Origin of the sequence: Methanobrevibacter sp. (genome assembly GCA_022775905.1) — an archaeon.
Lineage (GTDB): Archaea > Methanobacteriota > Methanobacteria > Methanobacteriales > Methanobacteriaceae > Methanocatella.
The window spans coordinates 1-19832 of the sequence record JALFJX010000030.1 but is presented as its reverse complement, the minus strand read 5'-3'; the positions used below and the strand labels follow the sequence as shown (position 1 = coordinate 19832).

At 31.5% G+C, this 19832-nt stretch carries 25 protein-coding genes; 3 read left to right on the top strand and 22 right to left on the bottom strand.

What is annotated here, in order from left to right; genetic code table 11:
* Positions 1–348: NAD(P)/FAD-dependent oxidoreductase (locus MR875_08810; GenBank protein MCI6994936.1), on the top strand; the 348-nt coding region annotated here is incomplete at its 5' end.
* A 5-nt stretch (positions 349–353) separates the two neighbouring features.
* Here the strand turns inward: MR875_08810 and MR875_08805 are convergent.
* Both MR875_08805 and MR875_08800 read right to left on the bottom strand, forming a co-directional pair.
* Positions 354–1061, bottom strand: a complete 708-nt coding sequence (locus MR875_08805) for a class I SAM-dependent methyltransferase (GenBank protein MCI6994935.1) — start codon at positions 1059–1061, stop codon at positions 354–356.
* A gap of 146 nt (positions 1062–1207) precedes the next feature.
* Positions 1208–2419, bottom strand: coding sequence for a hypothetical protein (locus tag MR875_08800; protein MCI6994934.1), 1212 nt, complete (start codon positions 2417–2419; stop codon positions 1208–1210).
* 225 nt (positions 2420–2644) lie between these two features.
* Here MR875_08800 and MR875_08795 point away from each other — a divergent pair, with 225 nt between their 5' ends.
* Positions 2645–3664 carry a 7-cyano-7-deazaguanine synthase gene (locus MR875_08795; protein ID MCI6994933.1) on the top strand — a complete coding sequence of 340 codons (1020 nt, stop codon included), beginning with the start codon at positions 2645–2647 and terminating at the stop codon, positions 3662–3664.
* A 1-nt stretch (position 3665) separates the two neighbouring features.
* Entirely contained in the window at positions 3666–3854 is a 189-nt protein-coding gene (locus MR875_08790) for a hypothetical protein (GenBank protein ID MCI6994932.1), read from the top strand.
* A gap of 163 nt (positions 3855–4017) precedes the next feature.
* On the opposite strand, the gene argH is transcribed toward MR875_08790, so the two are convergent.
* The 20 genes from argH to MR875_08690 form a co-directional block, all read right to left on the bottom strand.
* A complete protein-coding gene (gene argH, locus MR875_08785; GenBank protein MCI6994931.1) occupies positions 4018–5403 on the bottom strand; it encodes an argininosuccinate lyase in 1386 nt (461 codons plus the stop codon).
* Between the two features lie 116 nt (positions 5404–5519).
* Positions 5520–5672: a 30S ribosomal protein S27ae gene (locus tag MR875_08780; protein MCI6994930.1), complete on the bottom strand. Its 153-nt coding sequence runs from the start codon at positions 5670–5672 to the stop codon at positions 5520–5522.
* A gap of 9 nt (positions 5673–5681) precedes the next feature.
* Entirely contained in the window at positions 5682–5987 is a 306-nt protein-coding gene (locus MR875_08775; GenBank protein MCI6994929.1) for a 30S ribosomal protein S24e, read from the bottom strand.
* Between the two features lie 18 nt (positions 5988–6005).
* Positions 6006–6512: a DUF359 domain-containing protein gene (locus MR875_08770; protein ID MCI6994928.1), complete on the bottom strand. Its 507-nt coding sequence runs from the start codon at positions 6510–6512 to the stop codon at positions 6006–6008.
* Between the two features lie 10 nt (positions 6513–6522).
* Positions 6523–6699 (bottom strand): DNA-directed RNA polymerase subunit E'', encoded by a 177-nt coding sequence (locus tag MR875_08765; GenBank protein MCI6994927.1) that lies wholly within the window; start codon positions 6697–6699, stop codon positions 6523–6525.
* Complete coding sequence (locus MR875_08760; GenBank protein ID MCI6994926.1) at positions 6696–7280, bottom strand: DNA-directed RNA polymerase; 585 nt, start codon at positions 7278–7280, stop codon at positions 6696–6698. Before MR875_08760 ends, MR875_08765 begins: the two co-directional genes overlap by 4 nt.
* Before the next feature lie 36 nt (positions 7281–7316).
* Positions 7317–7709 (bottom strand): twitching motility protein PilT, encoded by a 393-nt coding sequence (locus tag MR875_08755; GenBank protein ID MCI6994925.1) that lies wholly within the window; start codon positions 7707–7709, stop codon positions 7317–7319.
* Positions 7710–7719: 10 nt separating this feature from the next.
* Positions 7720–8934 carry a translation initiation factor IF-2 subunit gamma gene (locus MR875_08750; GenBank protein ID MCI6994924.1) on the bottom strand — a complete coding sequence of 405 codons (1215 nt, stop codon included), beginning with the start codon at positions 8932–8934 and terminating at the stop codon, positions 7720–7722.
* Positions 8935–8996: 62 nt separating this feature from the next.
* Positions 8997–9380 carry a 30S ribosomal protein S6e gene (locus tag MR875_08745; protein ID MCI6994923.1) on the bottom strand — a complete coding sequence of 128 codons (384 nt, stop codon included), beginning with the start codon at positions 9378–9380 and terminating at the stop codon, positions 8997–8999.
* A 41-nt stretch (positions 9381–9421) separates the two neighbouring features.
* The gene (infB, locus tag MR875_08740; protein MCI6994922.1) at positions 9422–11212 is read right to left on the bottom strand and encodes a translation initiation factor IF-2; all 1791 of its coding nucleotides are present in this window, start codon (positions 11210–11212) and stop codon (positions 9422–9424) included.
* A gap of 37 nt (positions 11213–11249) precedes the next feature.
* The gene (ndk, locus tag MR875_08735) at positions 11250–11702 is read right to left on the bottom strand and encodes a nucleoside-diphosphate kinase (GenBank protein MCI6994921.1); all 453 of its coding nucleotides are present in this window, start codon (positions 11700–11702) and stop codon (positions 11250–11252) included.
* Positions 11699–11860: a 50S ribosomal protein L24e gene (locus MR875_08730; GenBank protein MCI6994920.1), complete on the bottom strand. Its 162-nt coding sequence runs from the start codon at positions 11858–11860 to the stop codon at positions 11699–11701. Before MR875_08730 ends, ndk begins: the two co-directional genes overlap by 4 nt.
* A gap of 14 nt (positions 11861–11874) precedes the next feature.
* On the bottom strand, positions 11875–12081 hold the full coding sequence (locus tag MR875_08725; protein ID MCI6994919.1) for a 30S ribosomal protein S28e: 207 nt from the start codon (positions 12079–12081) through the stop codon (positions 11875–11877).
* A gap of 29 nt (positions 12082–12110) precedes the next feature.
* Positions 12111–12479: a 50S ribosomal protein L7Ae gene (gene rpl7ae / locus MR875_08720; protein MCI6994918.1), complete on the bottom strand. Its 369-nt coding sequence runs from the start codon at positions 12477–12479 to the stop codon at positions 12111–12113.
* A 466-nt stretch (positions 12480–12945) separates the two neighbouring features.
* Complete coding sequence (locus tag MR875_08715) at positions 12946–13146, bottom strand: histone family protein (protein MCI6994917.1); 201 nt, start codon at positions 13144–13146, stop codon at positions 12946–12948.
* Positions 13147–13392: 246 nt separating this feature from the next.
* On the bottom strand, positions 13393–14589 hold the full coding sequence (gene thrC, locus MR875_08710) for a threonine synthase (protein ID MCI6994916.1): 1197 nt from the start codon (positions 14587–14589) through the stop codon (positions 13393–13395).
* A gap of 33 nt (positions 14590–14622) precedes the next feature.
* Positions 14623–15720 (bottom strand): tryptophan--tRNA ligase, encoded by a 1098-nt coding sequence (locus MR875_08705; protein ID MCI6994915.1) that lies wholly within the window; start codon positions 15718–15720, stop codon positions 14623–14625.
* 98 nt (positions 15721–15818) lie between these two features.
* Positions 15819–16334: a tRNA-intron lyase gene (gene endA, locus MR875_08700; GenBank protein ID MCI6994914.1), complete on the bottom strand. Its 516-nt coding sequence runs from the start codon at positions 16332–16334 to the stop codon at positions 15819–15821.
* A gap of 101 nt (positions 16335–16435) precedes the next feature.
* Entirely contained in the window at positions 16436–17149 is a 714-nt protein-coding gene (locus tag MR875_08695; GenBank protein ID MCI6994913.1) for a metal-dependent transcriptional regulator, read from the bottom strand.
* 124 nt (positions 17150–17273) lie between these two features.
* Positions 17274–19832, bottom strand: a 2559-nt coding sequence (locus tag MR875_08690) for a hypothetical protein (protein ID MCI6994912.1), incomplete at its 5' end; no start/stop codon positions are given.

The window sequence follows — 19832 nt, the reverse complement described above, 5'->3', positions numbered from 1 at the left end:
ACAAACAAGTTCATTGATTTCTTTTTAGATGAAATAAACCTTGATGGTGAAACTCAACTTTCAAGAATTAATAAAAAAAGTAAAAACAGACTTATTGAGAATTTAAAAAGATTTACTTTTAATATAACTGGTTTTAATGACAAGTTGGCTAAAGTAACTATTGGAGGTATTGATTTAGACAGTATCAATCCAAAAACAATGGAGTCAACTGTAATACCTGATTTATACTTTACAGGTGAAGTATTGGATTTACATGGTCCTACCGGTGAGTATAACTTAAAAATTGCTTTTTCAACAGGTTATTTGGCAGGATTATCTGCAAGTGAAAAAAAGAAGGATAGAAATTAAAATTTCTAACCAATAATGAAGTATTTGTACTGTGTTTCGCTATGATCGCTTAAATCTTCAAAAATGTTATCTGAGAAAATCTCATTACAGTTGAATTTTTTAAATACTTCGATGTATTCATCTTCTCTACGATAAATTGCACTGTAATCAGATTCCAAACCTTCAGAATAGAAATCTCTAAGGGTTAATCTGTTTTCCATACATGAAATAGGTTCCATAATGAAAATTTTCATATCCTCTGCACCTATTTTATTAATTTCAGAAACGATAGTTTCCAAGTCATTATCATTGATGTACATTAAAACTCCACTAATAACTATAACATCAAAAGGTGGTTCGATTATTAGTTCATCAATTTTAATATCGGTAGCAGACATTACCTGGAATTTACAGTTGTCATAATTGTTTGATTTGTTGGCTATTTCAATAAGGTCCTGTGAAAAGTCCAAACCTAAAAATGAGTCACATTTATCATGTAATGCTTCAGCCCAACGACCAATTCCACAGCCAATTTCAAGAACTTTTTTATTTGAAACATCAATACTCTCAAAAAGTAGTTTTTTCTCTTCAATATGTCTTTGTTCAGAATTTTCTTTATCCTGGAACAAAACTATGGATAAATCGCTTTCAAATTCTTTAGATGCTCTTTTATTGAAGAAGTCTTTTACTTTATCAGAATTGATGTCTTCATTGCCGCCGTATAGTCTTGACATATAATCACCCAAAATTTTTAATTATTTATGTATAGTTTAAACACATATATAAATTATACATTGTTCATGTCTAAAACCTGATTTTTTCGAAGTGCATCATTATTTACAACACATGTTTTTGTATTTACTGAATGTTTTCTACTGAATTATTCAAAACAGGGAGCTATTGATGATTTTGAGGAAAGTGTATTAAATAATGGAGGGGATCCAGATAAGTTAAGTGAAAATGTAGTACCAACCGCAACATCACCATCATAATTACAATCCTCAATAACAACAGCATCATCAAAATTAGCTAAAGAATCAACAATACCATTATATTTACAGTTAATGAAAGTACAGTTTTTAAATGAAATTCCATCCTCTTCAAAATAACCAGCATCATTATGATAAACTAAAGAATCCGCAGTAATATTCTCAAAAGTACAATTATTGAAATTAACTGCACCGTATTTGTAAAGAGTAACTAAAGCATCAGCAGTGATGACATCTTTGAAAACACAATTAGTAAAATTCATGAAATAAGTTTGAGCATAACCATATTCCTCAACATGACTAGGGTCCCGATATTTGAGATCTTTTGAAATTGATACTTGTTTTATAAAAGTACAGTTAATAAAATTGGTATTAATTCCAAAATCGTCCCCATCAATTGTGAAATTTATAAAAGTTACATAATCATTTGGATTAAAACCAGCAGCATAAATTCTTGAATTAAAACTTAAAATAGATTTTATACCTTGACCAATGAATGTCACATTCTTATAAACATCAGCAAAAGCCATATTAGTAACAGTACCATTATAATCCGCTACATAAATAATAATATTTTCATTACCATATGCTTCATCAATTGCCATCTCCAGAGGATCAAAAATATCAAAAGGATAAAAAGCATTATCCCAACTTGAACCATCATTATTTCCGCTGTCTAATGAAGAATTAACATAATAAATGACTGGTTCATCAGACAATATTTCATCACTAGTTTTGCTTGTTCCAATTATACAAGCATTATTACCAAAATTTATATAATTTCCTATATTATAAGAATTCCCTGTGAGAGTAATTGTATAGTTTGTACTTGATTGAGCATATGTTCTTAATGTTGACCAATTTGTAGCATTGACAGGTGTCCCACTGCAACTTGATGATGATTGTTCATTTAAACTACCATCACTCTCTTGATTATCATTAGACTCAACTGAAACAACTTCATCAACAGAAGCGTCAACATCATCAATAGATTGAGAATCAACTGTCATATTATCATTAACATCTTCAGTTGCACTTGCTGCACCAATAAAACAAACAAGCATAATGAACAATGACAATATTACTATCTTATTTAATTTCAATTTTTAATTCCCCCTATTTTTTTCAATAAAAATATATCACAATATAAAAAAACACGAAAAAATAATCGAAAACATCAAACGAATTTAAAATTATTTTTCCTAGATTTTTTATTAAAAAAAACAATATTTAAACTTTAGTAAACAAAAAAGACAATATATACTCATGAAAAAATTAATAAACATTTAAACAACATAACTTTAATTAATACTTAACAGTGTGATATGATGTATACTAAAGAATTTATCCTTAATGAAGTCAATGCAATAAGAGAAGAAATTGGCCATGAACAGGTCAATATTTTTATTGAAGAACTTTATTTTAATGAAAATACCAAAGAATTATGGATTATTACTGAGGACAGACCAGACAAATCCTCAATTATCGGAAAAGGTGGATGGGTTGTTGGAAAACTCAGAGAAAAATTAGGTCTTGAAAGTATTCATGTAGAATCATATGGTGATTTTTTAAACAAAGAATACAAGTTAAAGTTATCCAAAAAGACAGTGCACAACCTACATTCCGAATTGATTGGTTTAAAAAACTTGGAAAAAGCTATTAATGACAAATTATCCAATTTATATAGTTTCAATTTTGAAAATTATATTAATGAAAAAAAGTTTGAAGAATCCAATAAACATGAAGCAGTTGTTGCACTATCAGGTGGTGTTGACAGCAGTTTTTCATTGATTTTAGCAAAAAGCTTAGGTTTTAATCCCGTTGCTGTTACAGTAGACCCAGGAACAATAGTACTTCCAAAACAGTTTAAAAGAAATATTAAAAAAGTATGTGATGCATTGGATGTACATCATGAATATATTAAAACCGATTATTCAGATGTTATTGAAGAAGCATTTACCGGGAAAATCCATCCCTGCGGAAGATGTTCCAAAAACACTGGCGAACATTTGAAAGAATATGCAAAATCAAAAGAAATTCCAATAATAATTTTTGGAGATATGCTTGCAACAGGTAGCCAATGCATAAATTTACAAGAAGAATCATTATATCGCTTGAACCTTCCAGCAAGTTTAAGTGTTGCAAAACAAGAGATAAAATCCTTAATCAAAACATATGATTTAAGCACATTCAAAGGGTTCGGATGTCCACTTCTTTATGAATCCCATAGAAAATTCCCACACATTAAAAAATTCTCAATTCAAAGGATTCTAAGAGAAACACGTTCAGGTGCACTTGAACCTGGAGAAGCATTAGATTTAATATGGAGCTTTTACAAGATTGAATAATATGATGCATAAAATTTGTCCTAGATGTGGATCTAGAAAAGTGAAATGGATTATTCCTCAAAACTGGTCCCAATGGGTTTGCTATGACTGTGACTATACCGGACCGATTATTGAAGGAAATGAAGAACTAGCAGAAGAAATCCATGAAAGCTATTTGGAATCACAAAAACACGAAAATAAAGAAGAATAGAAATATGAATAGAAGCTGAGCATTACCAATGATTGGTATTCTATTAATATCTCCACCTTACGAAATAATCAATGATTATCTCGACAATAATATATTAATAAACAAAAGTATATAAATATTTAGGTCAACCTAAATAACTATTTTTTTAAAAAAAATATTGGAATTAAATTCCAAGTTTTTCAAATTCAACATTTAAGAAATCTTTAATGTTTTCACGTGCAATTTCAACCATTTCAGGTGCAGGTCCACCAGGAACAGCTCTAATTCTTACGTTTTCAACAGGATTTAAAGCTCTTTGAATCAATTCATCATCTAAATTCAATTCATCAAAACCTAACTCAACTGCAATATCATCAATGAATTTTGAAGTGATATCTTCTTCTGCCATACTGTTAGCAGTTGCTTCATTAACTATTCTTCCAACGATTTTGTGAGCAGTTCTAAATGGAATTTGTTTTTCACGTACCATAATATCTGCTAAATCTGTTGCAGTTGCAAAGTTTTTACCAGCAAGTTCAGCACATCTTTCAGTTTTAAATTCAACAGATAATAACATTTTAGTTACTATAGATAAAGTGTCTTTGGTAACTTTTAATGAATTCCATAAGTGTGGAGTGATTTCCTGTAAATCCCTATTGTAAGTGTATGCAATAGCTTTAAGAATAGTTAAAATAGTAACTAATTCACCATTAACGATTGCACATTTACCTCTTGCAAGTTCCGCTACGTCAGGGTTTTTCTTTTGAGGCATAATAGAAGAAGTTGATGAATATTCATCCGCCATTTCAATAACTCCGAATTCATATGTACTCCATAAAACCAATTCCTCACAGATTTTAGACAAAGTGGTACATAATGATACCAAATCAAAGACACTCTCAGCAATGAAATCCCTTGCAGAAACTCCATCCATTGAGTTTTCCAAATATGCATCAAAACCAAGTAAATCTGTTGTTAATTGTCTGTTAATTGGAAAACTTGTAGTTGCCATTGCAGCAGAACCTAACGGGTTTAAGTTAACACGTTTATAAGTGTCAGCTAAACGTTCATAATCTCTTTTAAGAGCCTGTACATGAGCCATTAAATGATGTGCAATAGTAATAGGCTGAGCATGTTGCAAGTGAGTAAAACCTATGAAAACATCTTCCAAGTGTTCACCTGCCATTTCAACAAGGCCTTCCATAAATTCTAAAATACCAATTTGAATATTGATAATTTCTTCTCTTAAAACAAGTCTTACATCACAAGCCACTTGATCGTTACGTGATTTAGCAGTATGCATAAAACCAGCTTCAGGTCCAATTTTAGAAGTAACGTAATTTTCAATAGCCATGTGCACATCTTCAACAGAAGGATCAAATACCAATGCATCATAGCCTTCCTCTTTAAGAGAATCAAGAGCACATAAAATTTTATCTGCTATTTCACCATCAACAATACCTTCATGCTTTAACATTGAAGTGTGAGCAAAATTAGTTTTAATATCAGCTTCAAAGAGAAGTTTGTCTGCTTCAAGTGATGAAGTATAAATAGCAGCTTCATCAGTCATTCCAGTTTTAAAACGACCATTTCTAATATTATCCAAAAGAATCCCTTCATAAAAATGATTAAAATAAATTATAAAATAAAAATAAATAAAAAAAGAAAATAAAGATTATAAAAATCTTATTTTTTCATTTCAGTGTATCCGCATTTACCACAAGCAAATCTGTCACCGTGATCAGCCATGAATACACCTTCACCACAACGAGGACAAATTGGGTTTTTTCTTTCAATTTTGTCTCCATCTACTTTGTAAAGATCAGATTTTCTTACCATTCAAATCACCTATTCTTCATCTTCTGCTTCTTCTGCAGGTTCTTCGTTTTTAGCTAATACGTGATTAGTTTCAATGTATTTTAAGTCTTCTACGGTTGCGTAAACTTTAGCGTAACCTAATGCTTTAGGTTCACCGTAGTGAGGTTGTACATTGTCAACAACAATTAAATCTTTTTTAGTGTTTAATAAAGCAACTAATTTTGATTTAATGTCTAAAATTTTAGGAGTTGCTTCTCCATCATAATCAACGTAAAATTTAATTTCTTTTCTGTTAAATAATTTATTTTCTTTTTCTGCGATAAATTCGATTTCCATAATAAAACCTCATTTAATTTATTCTTTAATAAATCCGTCAATAAGCTTTTTAGCTTTATTTTTTAAATCAGAAACTTTTAAAAGCACTAAACCTTCATTTGGCTGACCATATAAAATGGTAGTTTCCGGACTTGCCATCATGATGCAAGGAAGAACTGCAAGATCTTCTTCCCCTGCTACTTCAATTACATAACATTCGCCAGAGTTAGATAATTCAAGAGCTTGGCCTATGGTTTCCCATAGATCATCTGTAATGGTTCCAGCAGGATTATTCGCTTTTAAAATGTGATCTGCACGTATAATTTCATGAGTATGATTTTTTCTTTGAATTACATTATCAATTATACCTATATTAGGGTATAATTCATAATCAGTAAGATTACCAAATGTTGCATCACCAACAGAAATTAAAAACTCTGAAGACTTGATTTCATCAATTGCATCTTCGAAGTTAGGATATAATTTGCCTAAAGGTCTTTTAAGCGCAGCCATTATATCTTCATTTTCTGTATCTAAACGTAACACAATAAAACCTCTATCTTACTCTTAAACAGTATTCGCCCGGAACTTTAATATTTAATTCACGAGCGACAGTAGATTCATTAGGATCAGTTATAATTAAAAGACCACTCCAATTATCTGAAGTTGGATTTCCACATTCAGGGCAGTGATCCTTATTTGAAATTAATTTACAAGTGGTACAAGCTTTCATTCTTTAACCTTCTTATTTTTTTGTTTGGCTTCTTCAATCCATTCGAATCTGCCTAAATTAGTTTGTCTCATTGTAAGTGGAATTTTAGAATTCCTACTGTTTTCAATGTTATTATTTGATTCATCTTTAATAGAAACACTTACTGCTCTAGCTCTAACTAAGTCTCCTTCTTCTAAAACTTTGTTAGATTCTCTTGCAAGTAAAGCACCTCTTTTACCATCATAAGTAATATAATCATCAGTTACTTGGGAAACATGGATTAAACCATCCATAGGTCCAATTCTCACGAATGCTCCGTAATCAACAATATCAATTACTTCACCATCGAAAATCTCATGTTGTTCTGGTTTAAAGAAAATTGCTTCGAAAACAACATTATGATATGTAGCTCCATCACCAATAATGAGTTTACCTTCACCAATTTCAAGAATATCATTAACACAAATGAGTAAACCTAATTTTTTATCTAAACGACCAGCATACTGTTCGTTTAAAGTTTCAATAGCGACTTCATTAATAGGACTTTCAAACTTGTAAGGCGGAATTCTTACAGTATCCCTAATTTTTGTTCTATAATACAAAATAATCCCTCATTTTATTAATAAGTTTAATTAATATTATATTTTACCCTCAACAGCAATATATTTTTTTTGTCTTAAATATGCAACGGTAATACCTTTGTCCTTTGCACGATTTTTTAATTCAATGTCATTCGTAGCTAAAACTTCTGAAACTCTAAGTAACGCATCATCCACAGTTTCATTTTCAAGTAATGAAATATCCTTTATTTCAACTTTTGAAGAATTAGCCAATTTTAAAGCTAAATTTGCATTTAACCTTATTTTTGCATTTTTATTTCGTTTCAAACCCTTCAATTCATTGATAACAAAGCTTGGAGTAGTTAAATTATAAGAAGGTAATAATTTTTCAAGTTCAGTGATGATATCAACATTGAACTGAAAAGGAACCATAAAAAAATTGGTATCAATTACAACTTCTTTAGAGTCCATTATTTTCCCTCTATTTAATAATACCGTAACCAATTAATCTCCAACGAGCCCCAACTCTACGACTTAAAGCAACTCTATCACCTGGACTTGCACATACAGGTAATTTAAGCATTACTTCAACTTCGTTTTTCTTAGTAGATGTAACAACACCGATTGTAGTTGTAGTACCACAATTAATCATTAAAGGTTCTTTAAGCTTAATTGGAGCAACATCACGTTCTTCTTTAGTACCGACAACACGATCAAGTAAATTAGCATCCATTACAAAACTATCTAATACATCAGGTAAAGTACCTTCTTCACCAGCAACTGTACCGGATAATGAATCTGATTTAGTTAAAGATGGATCTAATTTAGTTGCAATACCAACAAGACCTCCAGGGCCAATTTCTTCAACTTGTTCACCATTAGCCTCAAGACCAATAATCTCTGAGGTTAAAGTCATTCTTTTACCATCATTGGTTGGACCTGGTCTGATTTCAATAATGTCACCAAGTTTGAATTTACCTTGAATTAAAGTACCTCCGATGACTCCACCTTTAATTTTATTAGCACCTGAACCAGGTTTATTAATATCAAAGGATCTAGCTACATGCATTAATGCATTGTCATCAACATTCCTTTCAGGAGGTTGGATTTGTTTAAGCATTGCTTCAATCAAGATATCTACATTAGCTCCTTGTTGAGCAGAAACAGGGATAATTAAAGCATCTTCAGCACAAGTACCTTTAACAAATTCCTTAATTTCATTATAACTTTCGATAGCTCTTTCTTTTGAAACAATATCAATTTTATTTTGAACTACAATAACATCTTTTACACCGATAACATCAAGTGCCATAAGATGTTCCTTAGTTTGTGGTTGTGGACAAGTTTCATTTGCAGCAATAACTAATACTGCACCATCCATAATTGCAGCACCAGATAACATAGTTGCCATAAGGGTTTCGTGACCTGGAGCATCAACGAATGATACTTTTCTAATTAATTCAGTTTCACTCCCACAAATTGGACATTTATCAGCAGTAGTGTAACATTCAGGTTCACCACATTCAGGACATTTTCTAAATTCAATATCTGCATATCCTAAACGGATAGAGATACCTCTTTTTGTTTCCTCACTGTGAGTATCAGTCCAAATTCCTGATAACGCTTTTGTAAGAGTGGTTTTACCATGATCTACGTGACCAACTAAACCTATGTTAACATCTGATTGTACGTTCACAGATAACCACCTTTTTAATAATTTTAATTCGACTTAAAAGTAAAATAAGAAAAATAGTATAACTATTCTTCCTCTTCTTCACCAGCACCAAGAATATCAGCTATTGATTTACTTCCAGCTTGAGTTACTACAGTGTTGATTTGTACGATATCTTCAGCAATAGTGTTTCCTCTTACAGTTTTTCTTCTTTTAACACCATCAGCTTTAGGATGATAACCGATACCGCCAGTTAATAAACTTTTGATTCTTCTAGTACCTGAAACATCTTTTTTCATGGTGAAACCGTTTTTATCACTTCCACCGGTAACTTTTAAAGTGTAACCATCTAAACCGACAAGTCCACCATCAAATTCTTCACCGATAGTTAAACCATTGAAAGCTTTAGTTTCATCTACTTCAATTTGATGAGTTTCAGCACCTTGAGATACAACAACTTTGAATGCCATGGTATTTCCTCCTTAATTTTTTATATGTAATAATTAATTTATTATTCAAAAAGACCAAATTTACCCCAATCAGGATCTTTTTTACGTTTGATTTCTACTAACTCGTAGAGAGTTTCGAATTCATCTTCAGTCAATTTATCTTTGAATTCTCTTTCAATGAATTTGTAATGTTTCTCTGAAACATCAACGTATAATTCATCCCCTTCTTCGAAATGTTTTCCAACAATTGCATCTTTAATAGCCATAGCCACCCTTTGGCCTCTAGGAATAGATGGTAATGTTTCACCTTTATCTTCCATACTGACTATTACACCAACATATTCACCGTTTTTGTTAATTAAAGTTTGACCTTGTTTAACAGTACCACTGAGTGATTCAATTCCGATAATTGCTGGTTTACTTTGACGGAAAACCAATTTAGGTAATGACATGAATTTTGCAGGTTTAACGATAGCATCATAAAATGCTTTCTTCTTAGCTCTTTCAATTTCTTCAGTCCATTCCTGATAATCTTCGATGATTTGATATATAACATCTCCTTTGAAGAGTTTAATATCAGCATTTGCTAAATCATCTTCAGCATTAGAATGAACATCAACATTAAATGCAATGATAGCTCCATGAGCTTCATTTTCAGTTAATGCAATTTTAGAGTTAATAATATCCCTACGACTTACATCACCAATATCTGCTTCACGAATAGGAATATCCAAATCTCTTAAAAGCTTAACAACAGCTTCAAGAGAACCTAATGTATCTGCTTTAACTAAAAGACCTTCGTCTTCAGTACTAATGGTAATATCTTCAATTTCTTTTAAGAGCTGTTCTTCAACATCTTCCTCATCACTTAATACTCTAAGTGGTGAACCGGAAACAACATCATCTAAATTAGGTGCAGCAATCTTAATACCTGCAGCTGCAACAACTTCATCCAATTTTCTGAATTTCTTTTTAGAATCTCTCATTTCTTCAAGAGGAAGTGGTCTTAAAATAGATCTAACTTTAGTAGTTACAACTTCATTTGAAGAATTAATTAAAGCAATTTCATCATTAGTTCGTAAAACACCATCATAAATAATACTATCAACAGTAAGACCTAATCCTACTTCTTCTTTGATTTCCAAGATAGTGCCTTTAGCAGGAGCATCTTCATTAATTTCTAATTGTTCAGTTAAATATTCTTGAGCGAGTCCAAGTAACATTGCTAATACTTCAATAATACCTTCACCGGATCTAGCACTAATAGGAATAATACTAATCTGTGAAGCAAAATTACTTACTCTATCAAATCTTTCGGATTGGAAACCTTCTTTGTGAAGAGTACCAACAAGTTCGTAAAGTTTAAGATCTAAATCTTGTTGAACACTTGGAGCTTGTTGTTTAAAAGATTCAGTAAATGAAGCTCTTTCATGTGTCTCCCAACCAAACAATCTATCGATTTTGTTAGCGACAACAATGAATGGAGTCTTATACATTTTAAGAATGTTTAAAGCTTCATAAGTTTGTGGTTTAAATCCATCATTAATATCAACAATTAAAATTGCTAAGTCAGCTAATGCTCCACCACGTTTTCTCAAACTGGTGAATGCTGCGTGACCAGGAGTATCAATGAAGAATAATCCAGGGATTAAATCTTTGATAGTTAATCTTGATATAAAATTTCCACAGATTTCTTCAATAGTATCATTTGGAATTTCAGTAGCACCAATGTGTTGAGTAATACCACCTGCTTCTTTATCAGCGATAGTGCTTCCTCTAATATAATCTAACAATGTAGTTTTTCCATGGTCTACATGTCCTAAAACTGATACAATCGGGGATCTGATTTTCATAATATCGTCTTTGATAATAAATCTTTAAAATTTAAATTTATTCATAAATCAAATCGTTATCAACAATTTGATAATCGCAAATTTCATCTTCATTAAAGAAAAGAGCAATTTCTCTTTCAGCAGATTCTGGAGCATCGGATGCGTGGATAATATTTCTTCCAGTATCCATACCGAAATCTCCTCTAATAGTTCCAAGGTCTGCTTCTAAAGGATTAGTTGCACCAACTAATTTTCTGATAGTGGTAATAGCTTCTTCTCCTTCAATTACCATAGCTAAAGATGGTGAAGAAGTAATGTATTCAACTAAACCTGGGAAGAATGGTTTTTCAGCGTGTTCTCCATAATGAGTTTTTGCTAATTCTTCATCAATTTGTATTAATTTACAAGCAACGATTTTGAGACCTTTTTGCTCAAAACGAGACAAAACTTTACCCATAAGACGTCTTTGAACAGCGTCGGGTTTCATCATAACAAAACTTTTTTGAATCATTCTTTAACCCATTTAACTTTTCTTGGAACTCTTCCGAGTTTGATCATATTTTTTTCACATTTACTGCTACAAAAGAAATAAATTGAGCCATCTCTTTTGACGTACATTTTACCTGTACCTTCTTCAATTTCTTTTCCACAGAATGAACAAGTTCTCATGTTCTTACACCTTCTTAAGGAGTTCTAATTTCCTTAGCTTCTCTAATTGTATCAAGTAACATTAAAATGTCGCCTTCCCTTACAGGTCCCATAATGTTTCTTGTTAAAATTCTTCCTTTGTCTCTACCATCGAGGATTCTGCATTTAATTTGCATTACCTCACCAGTCATACCAGTTCTTTTTAAAACTTTAATGACTTCAGCAGGAGTTCCTTCTTCCATGTAAATCACCGTAATTCAATTAAAAGAATCTAGTCTTTTAATTCAGCAACTTTTTCTACGATTTCAGCAACAGCAGCTTCAGCATCACCAGCATCTACAATACATGCAGAAGCGGTACCAACGGTTAATCCAGCAGCTCCACCAACTTGTTCTTTGGTAGGTAAGTAAACGTAAGGGATTTCTTTTTCATCTGCTAATACAGGAATGTGAGCAACGATTTCAGCAGGATCTACATCTTCTGCGATAACAACTAATGCTGCGTCTCCTCTTTCGATGAATTTAGTTACTTCGTTAGTTCCTTTTGCTACTTTACCAGTGGTAAATGCAGTTTCTAATGCTTCTTCAGCTTGTTTAGCTAATTCTTCAGGTGTGTCAAATTTTACATAAATGTTTGCCATAAAATATACCTCCTTTTTCATCTGGCTGTGCCATCCATAGGCAGATATTACAATTCATTTTGAATCATAATATAATGTAATTATATATAGTTATATTATTTTTTAACTATAGAAATTACTCAAATTATTCAGGGAATAATTTAATATAGTTTTAATAATACTAATTCTTGAATAAATTCATATATCACTAAATATAATCCCGAGAAAAAAATAAGAGGGATTAAACTTTCAATACAAATACTTCTGAATTTCATATAATTTTTAGCAAAACTAAAAATAAAAATTTAGTAATTAATGAAATAATTCTAGAGAACTAGACATTTAATAGATTAGTCTACATAGTATATAAATGTTTTTAAAAATAAAGCGAAAATAAGTAATTTTTAGAAAAATAATGAATTTCTTAATCGAAAAAATGTAAAAGAGATAGTAAAAGATTTACTATCAAAAAAGAAAATCAACAAATCTATTTGATTGCTAATTTTACATCTTCAGCTTTTACAGTTTTTCTACCAGCATGACGTGCAAAACCTACAGCTTTAGCAGCGATTTCGTTTCCGTAATCTTCGATTGCTTCGGTTAATGCGATTTTTGCATCGTCACTTACTCTTTGAGCACCTGCGTTTTTTAAGATTCTTCCTACAGGAGCGAATGGTAATTCAGCCATGATATAACACCTCATAATTTTGTTAATAATAGTTATAATTTGCTTATATATAAATATATTGGTGCATTAGTGTTAAATCTTGATAATTACAACATTTAAAGACATACTATTATAACATAGATAGGTTTAGTATTATCTTTAAAAATGTTTTTCAAAACTTAGCTTAAATAAAAAAAGTATTATTTAAAATTTGATAAATAAAGAATAAAAGAAAAAATAGAAATAAAATGAGTTTCAAAGCTCAATTTATTTGTTCATTAAGATTTTTCTTAATGTGTCGATATCAGCATCAACTTGAGTAGGTTTGGTACATGCTTCAATAGCAGTATTAGGATCTTTTAATAAGTGTCCAGTTACAACACAAGTGATTGTTTCACCTTCATCAACTACACCTTCATCAACAAGTTTTTTAAGACCCGCAATTGAAGCTGCAGAAGCTGGTTCAACACCAATACCCTCAGTTCTTGCAAGTAACTTTTGTGCATCGAGAATTTCTTCATCAGTTACGGTTTCAGAGTAACCATTTGAATCATAAATTGCATTTAATGCTTTAATGTCACTTACAGGAGCACCAATACGGATAGCTGTAGCAATAGTTTCAGGATTTTCTACAGGTACAACTCTTTTATCTCCTTTTTTGAACGCATTAGTTACAGGACAAGCACCTTCTGCTTGAATACCAGTCATCATTGGTAAATCTTTAATGAATCCGGCATTATAGAATTCACTGACACCTTTCCAGATTGCAGAAATATTTCCTGCATTTCCAACAGGCAAGATAATTCTGTCAGGAGCCTGCCAACCTAAGTCACGAACAATTTCGTAACCTATTGTTTTTTGTCCTTCTAATCTGTATGGGTTGATTGAGTTTAATAAGTAAAGATGTTTTTCTAATGCAAGAGCAGTCATTGCTTCTAAAGCTTCATCGAAGTTTCCGTTAATGGACATTACTTCAGCACCGTGGAACATTGCTTGAGCTAATTTTCCTAAAGCAACTTTTCCAGAAGGCAAGAATACAATACATCTTAATCCTGCACGAGCAGCATAAGCAGATAATGATGCGGAAGTGTTTCCGGTTGAAGCACAACCAACAGTGTGAACACCTAATTCCATTGCTTTGGTCATACCGACAGTCATTCCTCTGTCTTTGAAACTTCCAGTAGGGTTTGAACCTTCTACTTTAACATATAAGTTTACACCAAGTTCTTTTCCTAATTTATCACATTTACAGAATGGGGTTCCACCTTCTTCAAGAGAAACAATTTTTTTCTCATCTACAGGAATACATTCTTTAAATTTCCATAAAGTGTCTTTTCTACCATCAAAAATGTCTTTAGAAACATCAATTTCATTAACGAGTTCGAGTACTGATCCACATTTTTCACAAGTGTAGATTACTTCGTCATCGTCGTATTCTTCTCCACATGATACACATCTTATCATATAATCACATCTATTATTAATTAAAAATTATCTTTATAATAAAGTTTTAGCAATTTCACGAGCTTCAACTTGTTTTTCTTTTAAGTCTTCCATGAATTTTTCCATCAATTCAGCAGTTCTTACTTTACAATCACCACAGCGGAGGGTTCCATTCAAACATTCCTCTCTGATTTTTGCAAGTTCACTATCATCATCAATAAAGTGGTACAATAGCATTTCATATATTACGCACTTATCTACTTCCCCACCTAATTCTTGTTGCTCTTTTAAGCTTTCTCTACCACCAGTTTTAGCAGATTTAACCTTTTTGACTGCATTTTTTGTTTCATCATTAAGGTAAATTGCAGTAGCTGGTTTTGAGCTGCTCATTTTATCACCGGTCAAACCAGTTAAGAACCTGTGGTATGTAGATGCAGGGGTTAAAAATCCTAAATCTTCATGAAGTTTTTGAGCAATATCTCTTGTCAATCTGATATGAGGATCCTGGTCGATTCCAACAGGAACAACAACCTTTTTTGGACCTCCAAATTCTTCAATTTGTGGAAGTAAAATATCTGCAACCTGCATTAAAGGTGCTTGAACATGAGCAATGTTTGTTGATGGAGTAAATCCATAAATTGCTTTAAGTTGATTAAAATTAGTTTTACTTGCTGCTTTAAATGCTAAATCTTGGAGTGCTTTATTTTGAGACTGCAAATACACATTTACATTATCCTTTTCCAAATCAAGGCCAAGTGCTATCCAGTTTGTTAAATATTCATTTACAGCAATTTCACGACCTTTCTCAAAACTCATTCCACGAGCAGCATAAGATTCTAAATCTGCAATAGGAAGAGATAGCATTGCTCCTTTTTCCTGATACCATTTCAATTGGTCAACAACCATCTTATGACCAATATGCATTTGACCACTTGGCATCATACCAGTTACAACAGCAAAATCTTTATCTTGATTGATTAAATTATTAATTTCATTGAACTCTCTGTGTCCAAATATCACCCCTCTTTGCATTAATCTTTGAGGATTATTAATTTCATTTATGATATCTGAAACTTTACCAATACCAAATTGATTAACTAATTTATCATAATCTAAGCTAAATGATGCCCATGGATCTATTAAATCTTCCATATTATCACCGACAACCTCACTAAATTACATTTATGATTAAAAATTATTATAATAAATAAATTTCATTATTAAAATATAATACATTCCTTTGATTTAATTTAAGGTCTAGTCCATTCAATATTGTAGTAAGTAATATCAAAGTCATCATCCACAATAGCTAACAGCAATTTTTTGTTAACACCATGAGAAACCCTAACATAACTTGCAAAGTCAAGAGCATTGATTTCATAATTTTCAAAAATAATTTTAACCAAATAATCAGAATGTCCTTGACCTGGACCTCCTCCACGATTATACAATCTAAAATCAGACCCATATTTAAATCCAGTCTTAATTACATATCCACGGTCTTTTAAATCACGGTAAACGACATATTTTCCAAATAATTCCTGTTCCTTTAAAAGATCAATGATGTAACCTACACTGCATTCAACATCATCCTCATAAATGTCCAAACGACCTTTTTCCAATAGATAACAAGCTTCAATCAAAGAAATATTCAATGAGTCTGCTTCAATTTTACCAAACTTGCTTTTTTCATGCAAAGCTATTGGTCTTTTGCTACCTTCTTCAATCTTAATAGAAACAATATCATTTGATAGATTACCACGCATTAAAACACCGTAAAAAGAAATAAATTATATTAATGATATTAGTTTGAATAAAATATTATATATATTTTTGTTTGTTTGTAAAAAAAGAAAAAAAAGAAAAGTTAAATTCCAATGAAAATGTTATTAGCCATTTCTGCAGGAATATTGAACTTTTCACCATCCATGATAACTACATAATTATCTTCATTTTGATTATCTTCAACTGAATACAGTAAAGTATTACCAACCTTAATATTCAAATTTGAAATATCATCTAAGAGGTCAGGATTTCCACGAATGAATGAAATAGTTCCTTCAGTATCAGAAGTTAATTCTGAAATACATAATAAATTAACTTCCCTGTTCATGATTTGATCAAAATCTTTTTGAGAGAAACATTGATTACAACTTTCAAAGTTAAAGTTACAAGCTGGAATTACACGGTCATCAGGAGAAACATCAGGATGCTGTAACATGTTACATAATGCTCTTTCTGCTTCGTCAGATAATGTGTGCTCCATTTCACAAGCTTGTTCATGAACATTTTCCTCTTTAACTTTTAAAACATCCAACAAGAATTTTTCTAAAATTCTATGTTTTCTGGTAATTTTTCTAGCTATTCTCATACCTTCATGAGATAAAGTAGCACCTTTATATGGAGTATACCTAATATAACCTAATTTTTCTAATTTTTTAAGCATTTGAGTTACGCTTCCAGGCGCAATACCCAATTCATCAGATAATTTAGTAGTAGAAACCTGTTCCCCATTACTTCCATTGCAATAAAGAACTTCAAGGTATTCTTCAATATTTTCACTAATTTTACCATTAGCCATAGTTTTCACCTACCTCAATAATTGTTTTAATGTTTATGGCTTAAAGTATAAAAAAGTTTTTGTATACCTAAAAAATAATCAGCAAATAAAATGAAATTAAAAAAATAAAAAAAGAAGTAGAAAATTAGAATAAAATCTCATTAGTAATTTCACCTAATGAAAAAGTTTTAGTATTCCAATTTGCTACGCTTCCAAGAGAATTTCTTGAACTAGTTGCATCAGCAACTTTCCATTGGCCATCAACTAATACTTGAGTCCAAACGTGACCATATGTACTTCCACTTGAAAATGTACAAGTTCCATGAACATATCTGGTTGCAAGACCAGCAGTTCTGAACATAGCCGCCAACAAGTGAGAGTGATCCACACAGTTTCCTTTTTGATTTGTTAAAGTACCAACAGCACCATATCTTGTATTATAATAGAAACTGTAAGATAAAGTATCTCTTACATAATTAAAGATTTTAGTAGCTTTTTGTAAATCTGTTGTTAAACCTTTAGTTAATGAATCAACAAGAGATTTAATCTTACTATTACCAACTTCACAGTTTTTAGTTGCTTTAAGATATTTAGCCAAATCAGTTACAGTATTCTTTTCATTTAAACCAGAACCAGTAACACTAATTGCAGAACCAGAACTTGATCCTGAACTGGAACTTGTTGAATAAGTAATTAATACTGAATTTGGCAAACGATTATTAGTTCCATAGAATGCTAATATACGTGAGAATGCATCAACATATTCAGAGTAGATAATTTTACCTACATCAGATTTAGCAGAACCCGGCATTATATCATTCTTTATGACATAATTTGCAACATTATATGCAACTTTAAGATAACCTTCTTTTGACAAGTCTTTTGAAGGAATATTATCTCCAGATGGGTCATTAGTTTTAAGACCAGTAATTATTGTAATTGCTTTAGTATTTGATTTGCCAATTTGATAAATAGCCTGACTCATCAAGTAAGTAAACTCAGCTAAAGTGAATTTTATTCCACCAGCAGTTACAATAGTTGGTAATTTTTTATTAGTATCATAATATTTTTTCAAATTAGTTGCACCAGTGACAATATCCTTAACGGAAATTGTTTTAGCAGTTACTACTTCTGTTTTTGTAGTGTTCTTAACTGTTACCCATTTAGGCAATCTATCATTAGTCTTATCAAATGCTAAAATATCTGCAAACATTTCAACTAAAGAATCATAATCAATAGTACCTAATTGGGATGAAGCAAAATTCGGAGCTTGACCATTCTCTTTAATGAATGAACTGACCCTATTTGCAATATCCATATAATTTTCAATTGAAACATTTCCTGATTTAAATGATTCTGAAGGATTTGCTGGAACTGCTACAGATACAGGTAAAATCTGTGAAGAAGTTTTACTTGCATTAATATTTTTAACAGCTTCAGTCATCATGTACAAGAATTGAGCAATTGAATAACTTACTCCTCCAACACTAACGGTTGCAGGAATACTATTCTTTGAATCAATAGTAGTTTTTAAGGTATTTGCTGCTGCAACAATATCTGCAACACTTACAGATCCAGTAGTACTTGGAGATGATGACATGTCAGACAATGTAGTAAAATCTACAAAGTTGGTCACACCCCATCTGAATATAATTACACCAGGAGCTTTACCATTCAATGCTGCTTGTGCATCAGTTTTGATTGCAGAAGCAGATAATTTTGTAACATCATTATCTGATTTGTATCCTTGTAAACCAGCCCATACATATGCACCTTTGGAATTATCAACAAACCATTTAGTGGTTGTGGTAATCCATGTTGAGGTTTTACCGTAGTTTCCTTTATAAATCATTGGAACTACAACATCAAGATATTGTGTAAGTACAGCATAATCCTGACCATAGTAATATGAAAGACTTGTGGTTTCAGGCATCAATGCTCCTGAAACAATAATATCAGGATTAATATTGTGGATAGCTTCAACAGCATCTTCAACAAACTGACTTATAGCTGCAGTACCTCCAGTTGTTTTATAAGCATTACCAGGATATCTCAAATAATCCAAGTGAATACCGGATACACCTTTGATTTTTGCATATCCTTGAGCTTCAATAATCTTTTTCTCAAAGAATGCTCCATTTGGTTTTCCATTTACAACAGGATTAGTCCATCCAGCACTATTCTCATAAAATACTTGCATCCAAATATGAACTCTCATTCCTAATTTATTGGCACTTGCAATCCATGATTCCACAGCAGATTGATTATCACTTACAGCTTTAAAATTTAAGAACAAATCAGTAGTTCCCTGAGAAGCTAACTTGTCAAGGTCTACACTTTTCATATCAGAAGAATAAACCCAATATCCATATCCAGTGCCCTCTTTTTTCTCAACACTGATTTTTGCAGTATTAGAACTTGGAGCATATGTATTATCTCCAGTAGCTGTATAATTAAATGAAACTGAGTAATTTCCAGGAGCAACATTCACTTTAAATGTTGCATAACCATTTGAAGCAGTTGTAGCTGAATATGATTTACCATTGACAGTCAATTTAAGAGCTTTACTAGCTAATGCTTTACCGTTTGCATCTTGTAACAAAACTTTGTAGGTTTGAGTACCTTGATAGAATGATGTTCCACTTTTCCAAGTAAGTTTAGTAGAAGTTCTTTCTTTTACTGTAATAGAAGAAGATCCAGTTTT

Coding starts and splice junctions, on each gene's coding strand:
- MR875_08725 (MCI6994919.1), bottom strand. CDS start 12,081: ATGGAAGAAGGAACTCCTGCTGAAGTCATTAAAGTTTTAAAAAGAACT.
- MR875_08775 (MCI6994929.1), bottom strand. CDS start 5,987: ATGGAAATCGAATTTATCGCAGAAAAAGAAAATAAATTATTTAACAGA.
- argH (MCI6994931.1), bottom strand. CDS start 5,403: ATGACTGATGAAGCTGCTATTTATACTTCATCACTTGAAGCAGACAAA.
- MR875_08745 (MCI6994923.1), bottom strand. CDS start 9,380: ATGGCATTCAAAGTTGTTGTATCTCAAGGTGCTGAAACTCATCAAATT.
- thrC (MCI6994916.1), bottom strand. CDS start 14,589: ATGATAAGATGTGTATCATGTGGAGAAGAATACGACGATGACGAAGTA.
- MR875_08705 (MCI6994915.1), bottom strand. CDS start 15,720: ATGGAAGATTTAATAGATCCATGGGCATCATTTAGCTTAGATTATGAT.
- endA (MCI6994914.1), bottom strand. CDS start 16,334: ATGCGTGGTAATCTATCAAATGATATTGTTTCTATTAAGATTGAAGAA.
- MR875_08765 (MCI6994927.1), bottom strand. CDS start 6,699: ATGAAAGCTTGTACCACTTGTAAATTAATTTCAAATAAGGATCACTGC.
- MR875_08795 (MCI6994933.1), top strand. CDS start 2,645: ATGTATACTAAAGAATTTATCCTTAATGAAGTCAATGCAATAAGAGAA.
- ndk (MCI6994921.1), bottom strand. CDS start 11,702: ATGATTCAAAAAAGTTTTGTTATGATGAAACCCGACGCTGTTCAAAGA.
- MR875_08695 (MCI6994913.1), bottom strand. CDS start 17,149: ATGGCTAATGGTAAAATTAGTGAAAATATTGAAGAATACCTTGAAGTT.
- MR875_08730 (MCI6994920.1), bottom strand. CDS start 11,860: ATGAGAACTTGTTCATTCTGTGGAAAAGAAATTGAAGAAGGTACAGGT.
- MR875_08805 (MCI6994935.1), bottom strand. CDS start 1,061: ATGTCAAGACTATACGGCGGCAATGAAGACATCAATTCTGATAAAGTA.
- MR875_08755 (MCI6994925.1), bottom strand. CDS start 7,709: ATGGACTCTAAAGAAGTTGTAATTGATACCAATTTTTTTATGGTTCCT.
- rpl7ae (MCI6994918.1), bottom strand. CDS start 12,479: ATGGCAAACATTTATGTAAAATTTGACACACCTGAAGAATTAGCTAAA.
- MR875_08715 (MCI6994917.1), bottom strand. CDS start 13,146: ATGGCTGAATTACCATTCGCTCCTGTAGGAAGAATCTTAAAAAACGCA.
- infB (MCI6994922.1), bottom strand. CDS start 11,212: ATGAAAATCAGATCCCCGATTGTATCAGTTTTAGGACATGTAGACCAT.
- MR875_08790 (MCI6994932.1), top strand. CDS start 3,666: ATGATGCATAAAATTTGTCCTAGATGTGGATCTAGAAAAGTGAAATGG.
- MR875_08780 (MCI6994930.1), bottom strand. CDS start 5,672: ATGGTAAGAAAATCTGATCTTTACAAAGTAGATGGAGACAAAATTGAA.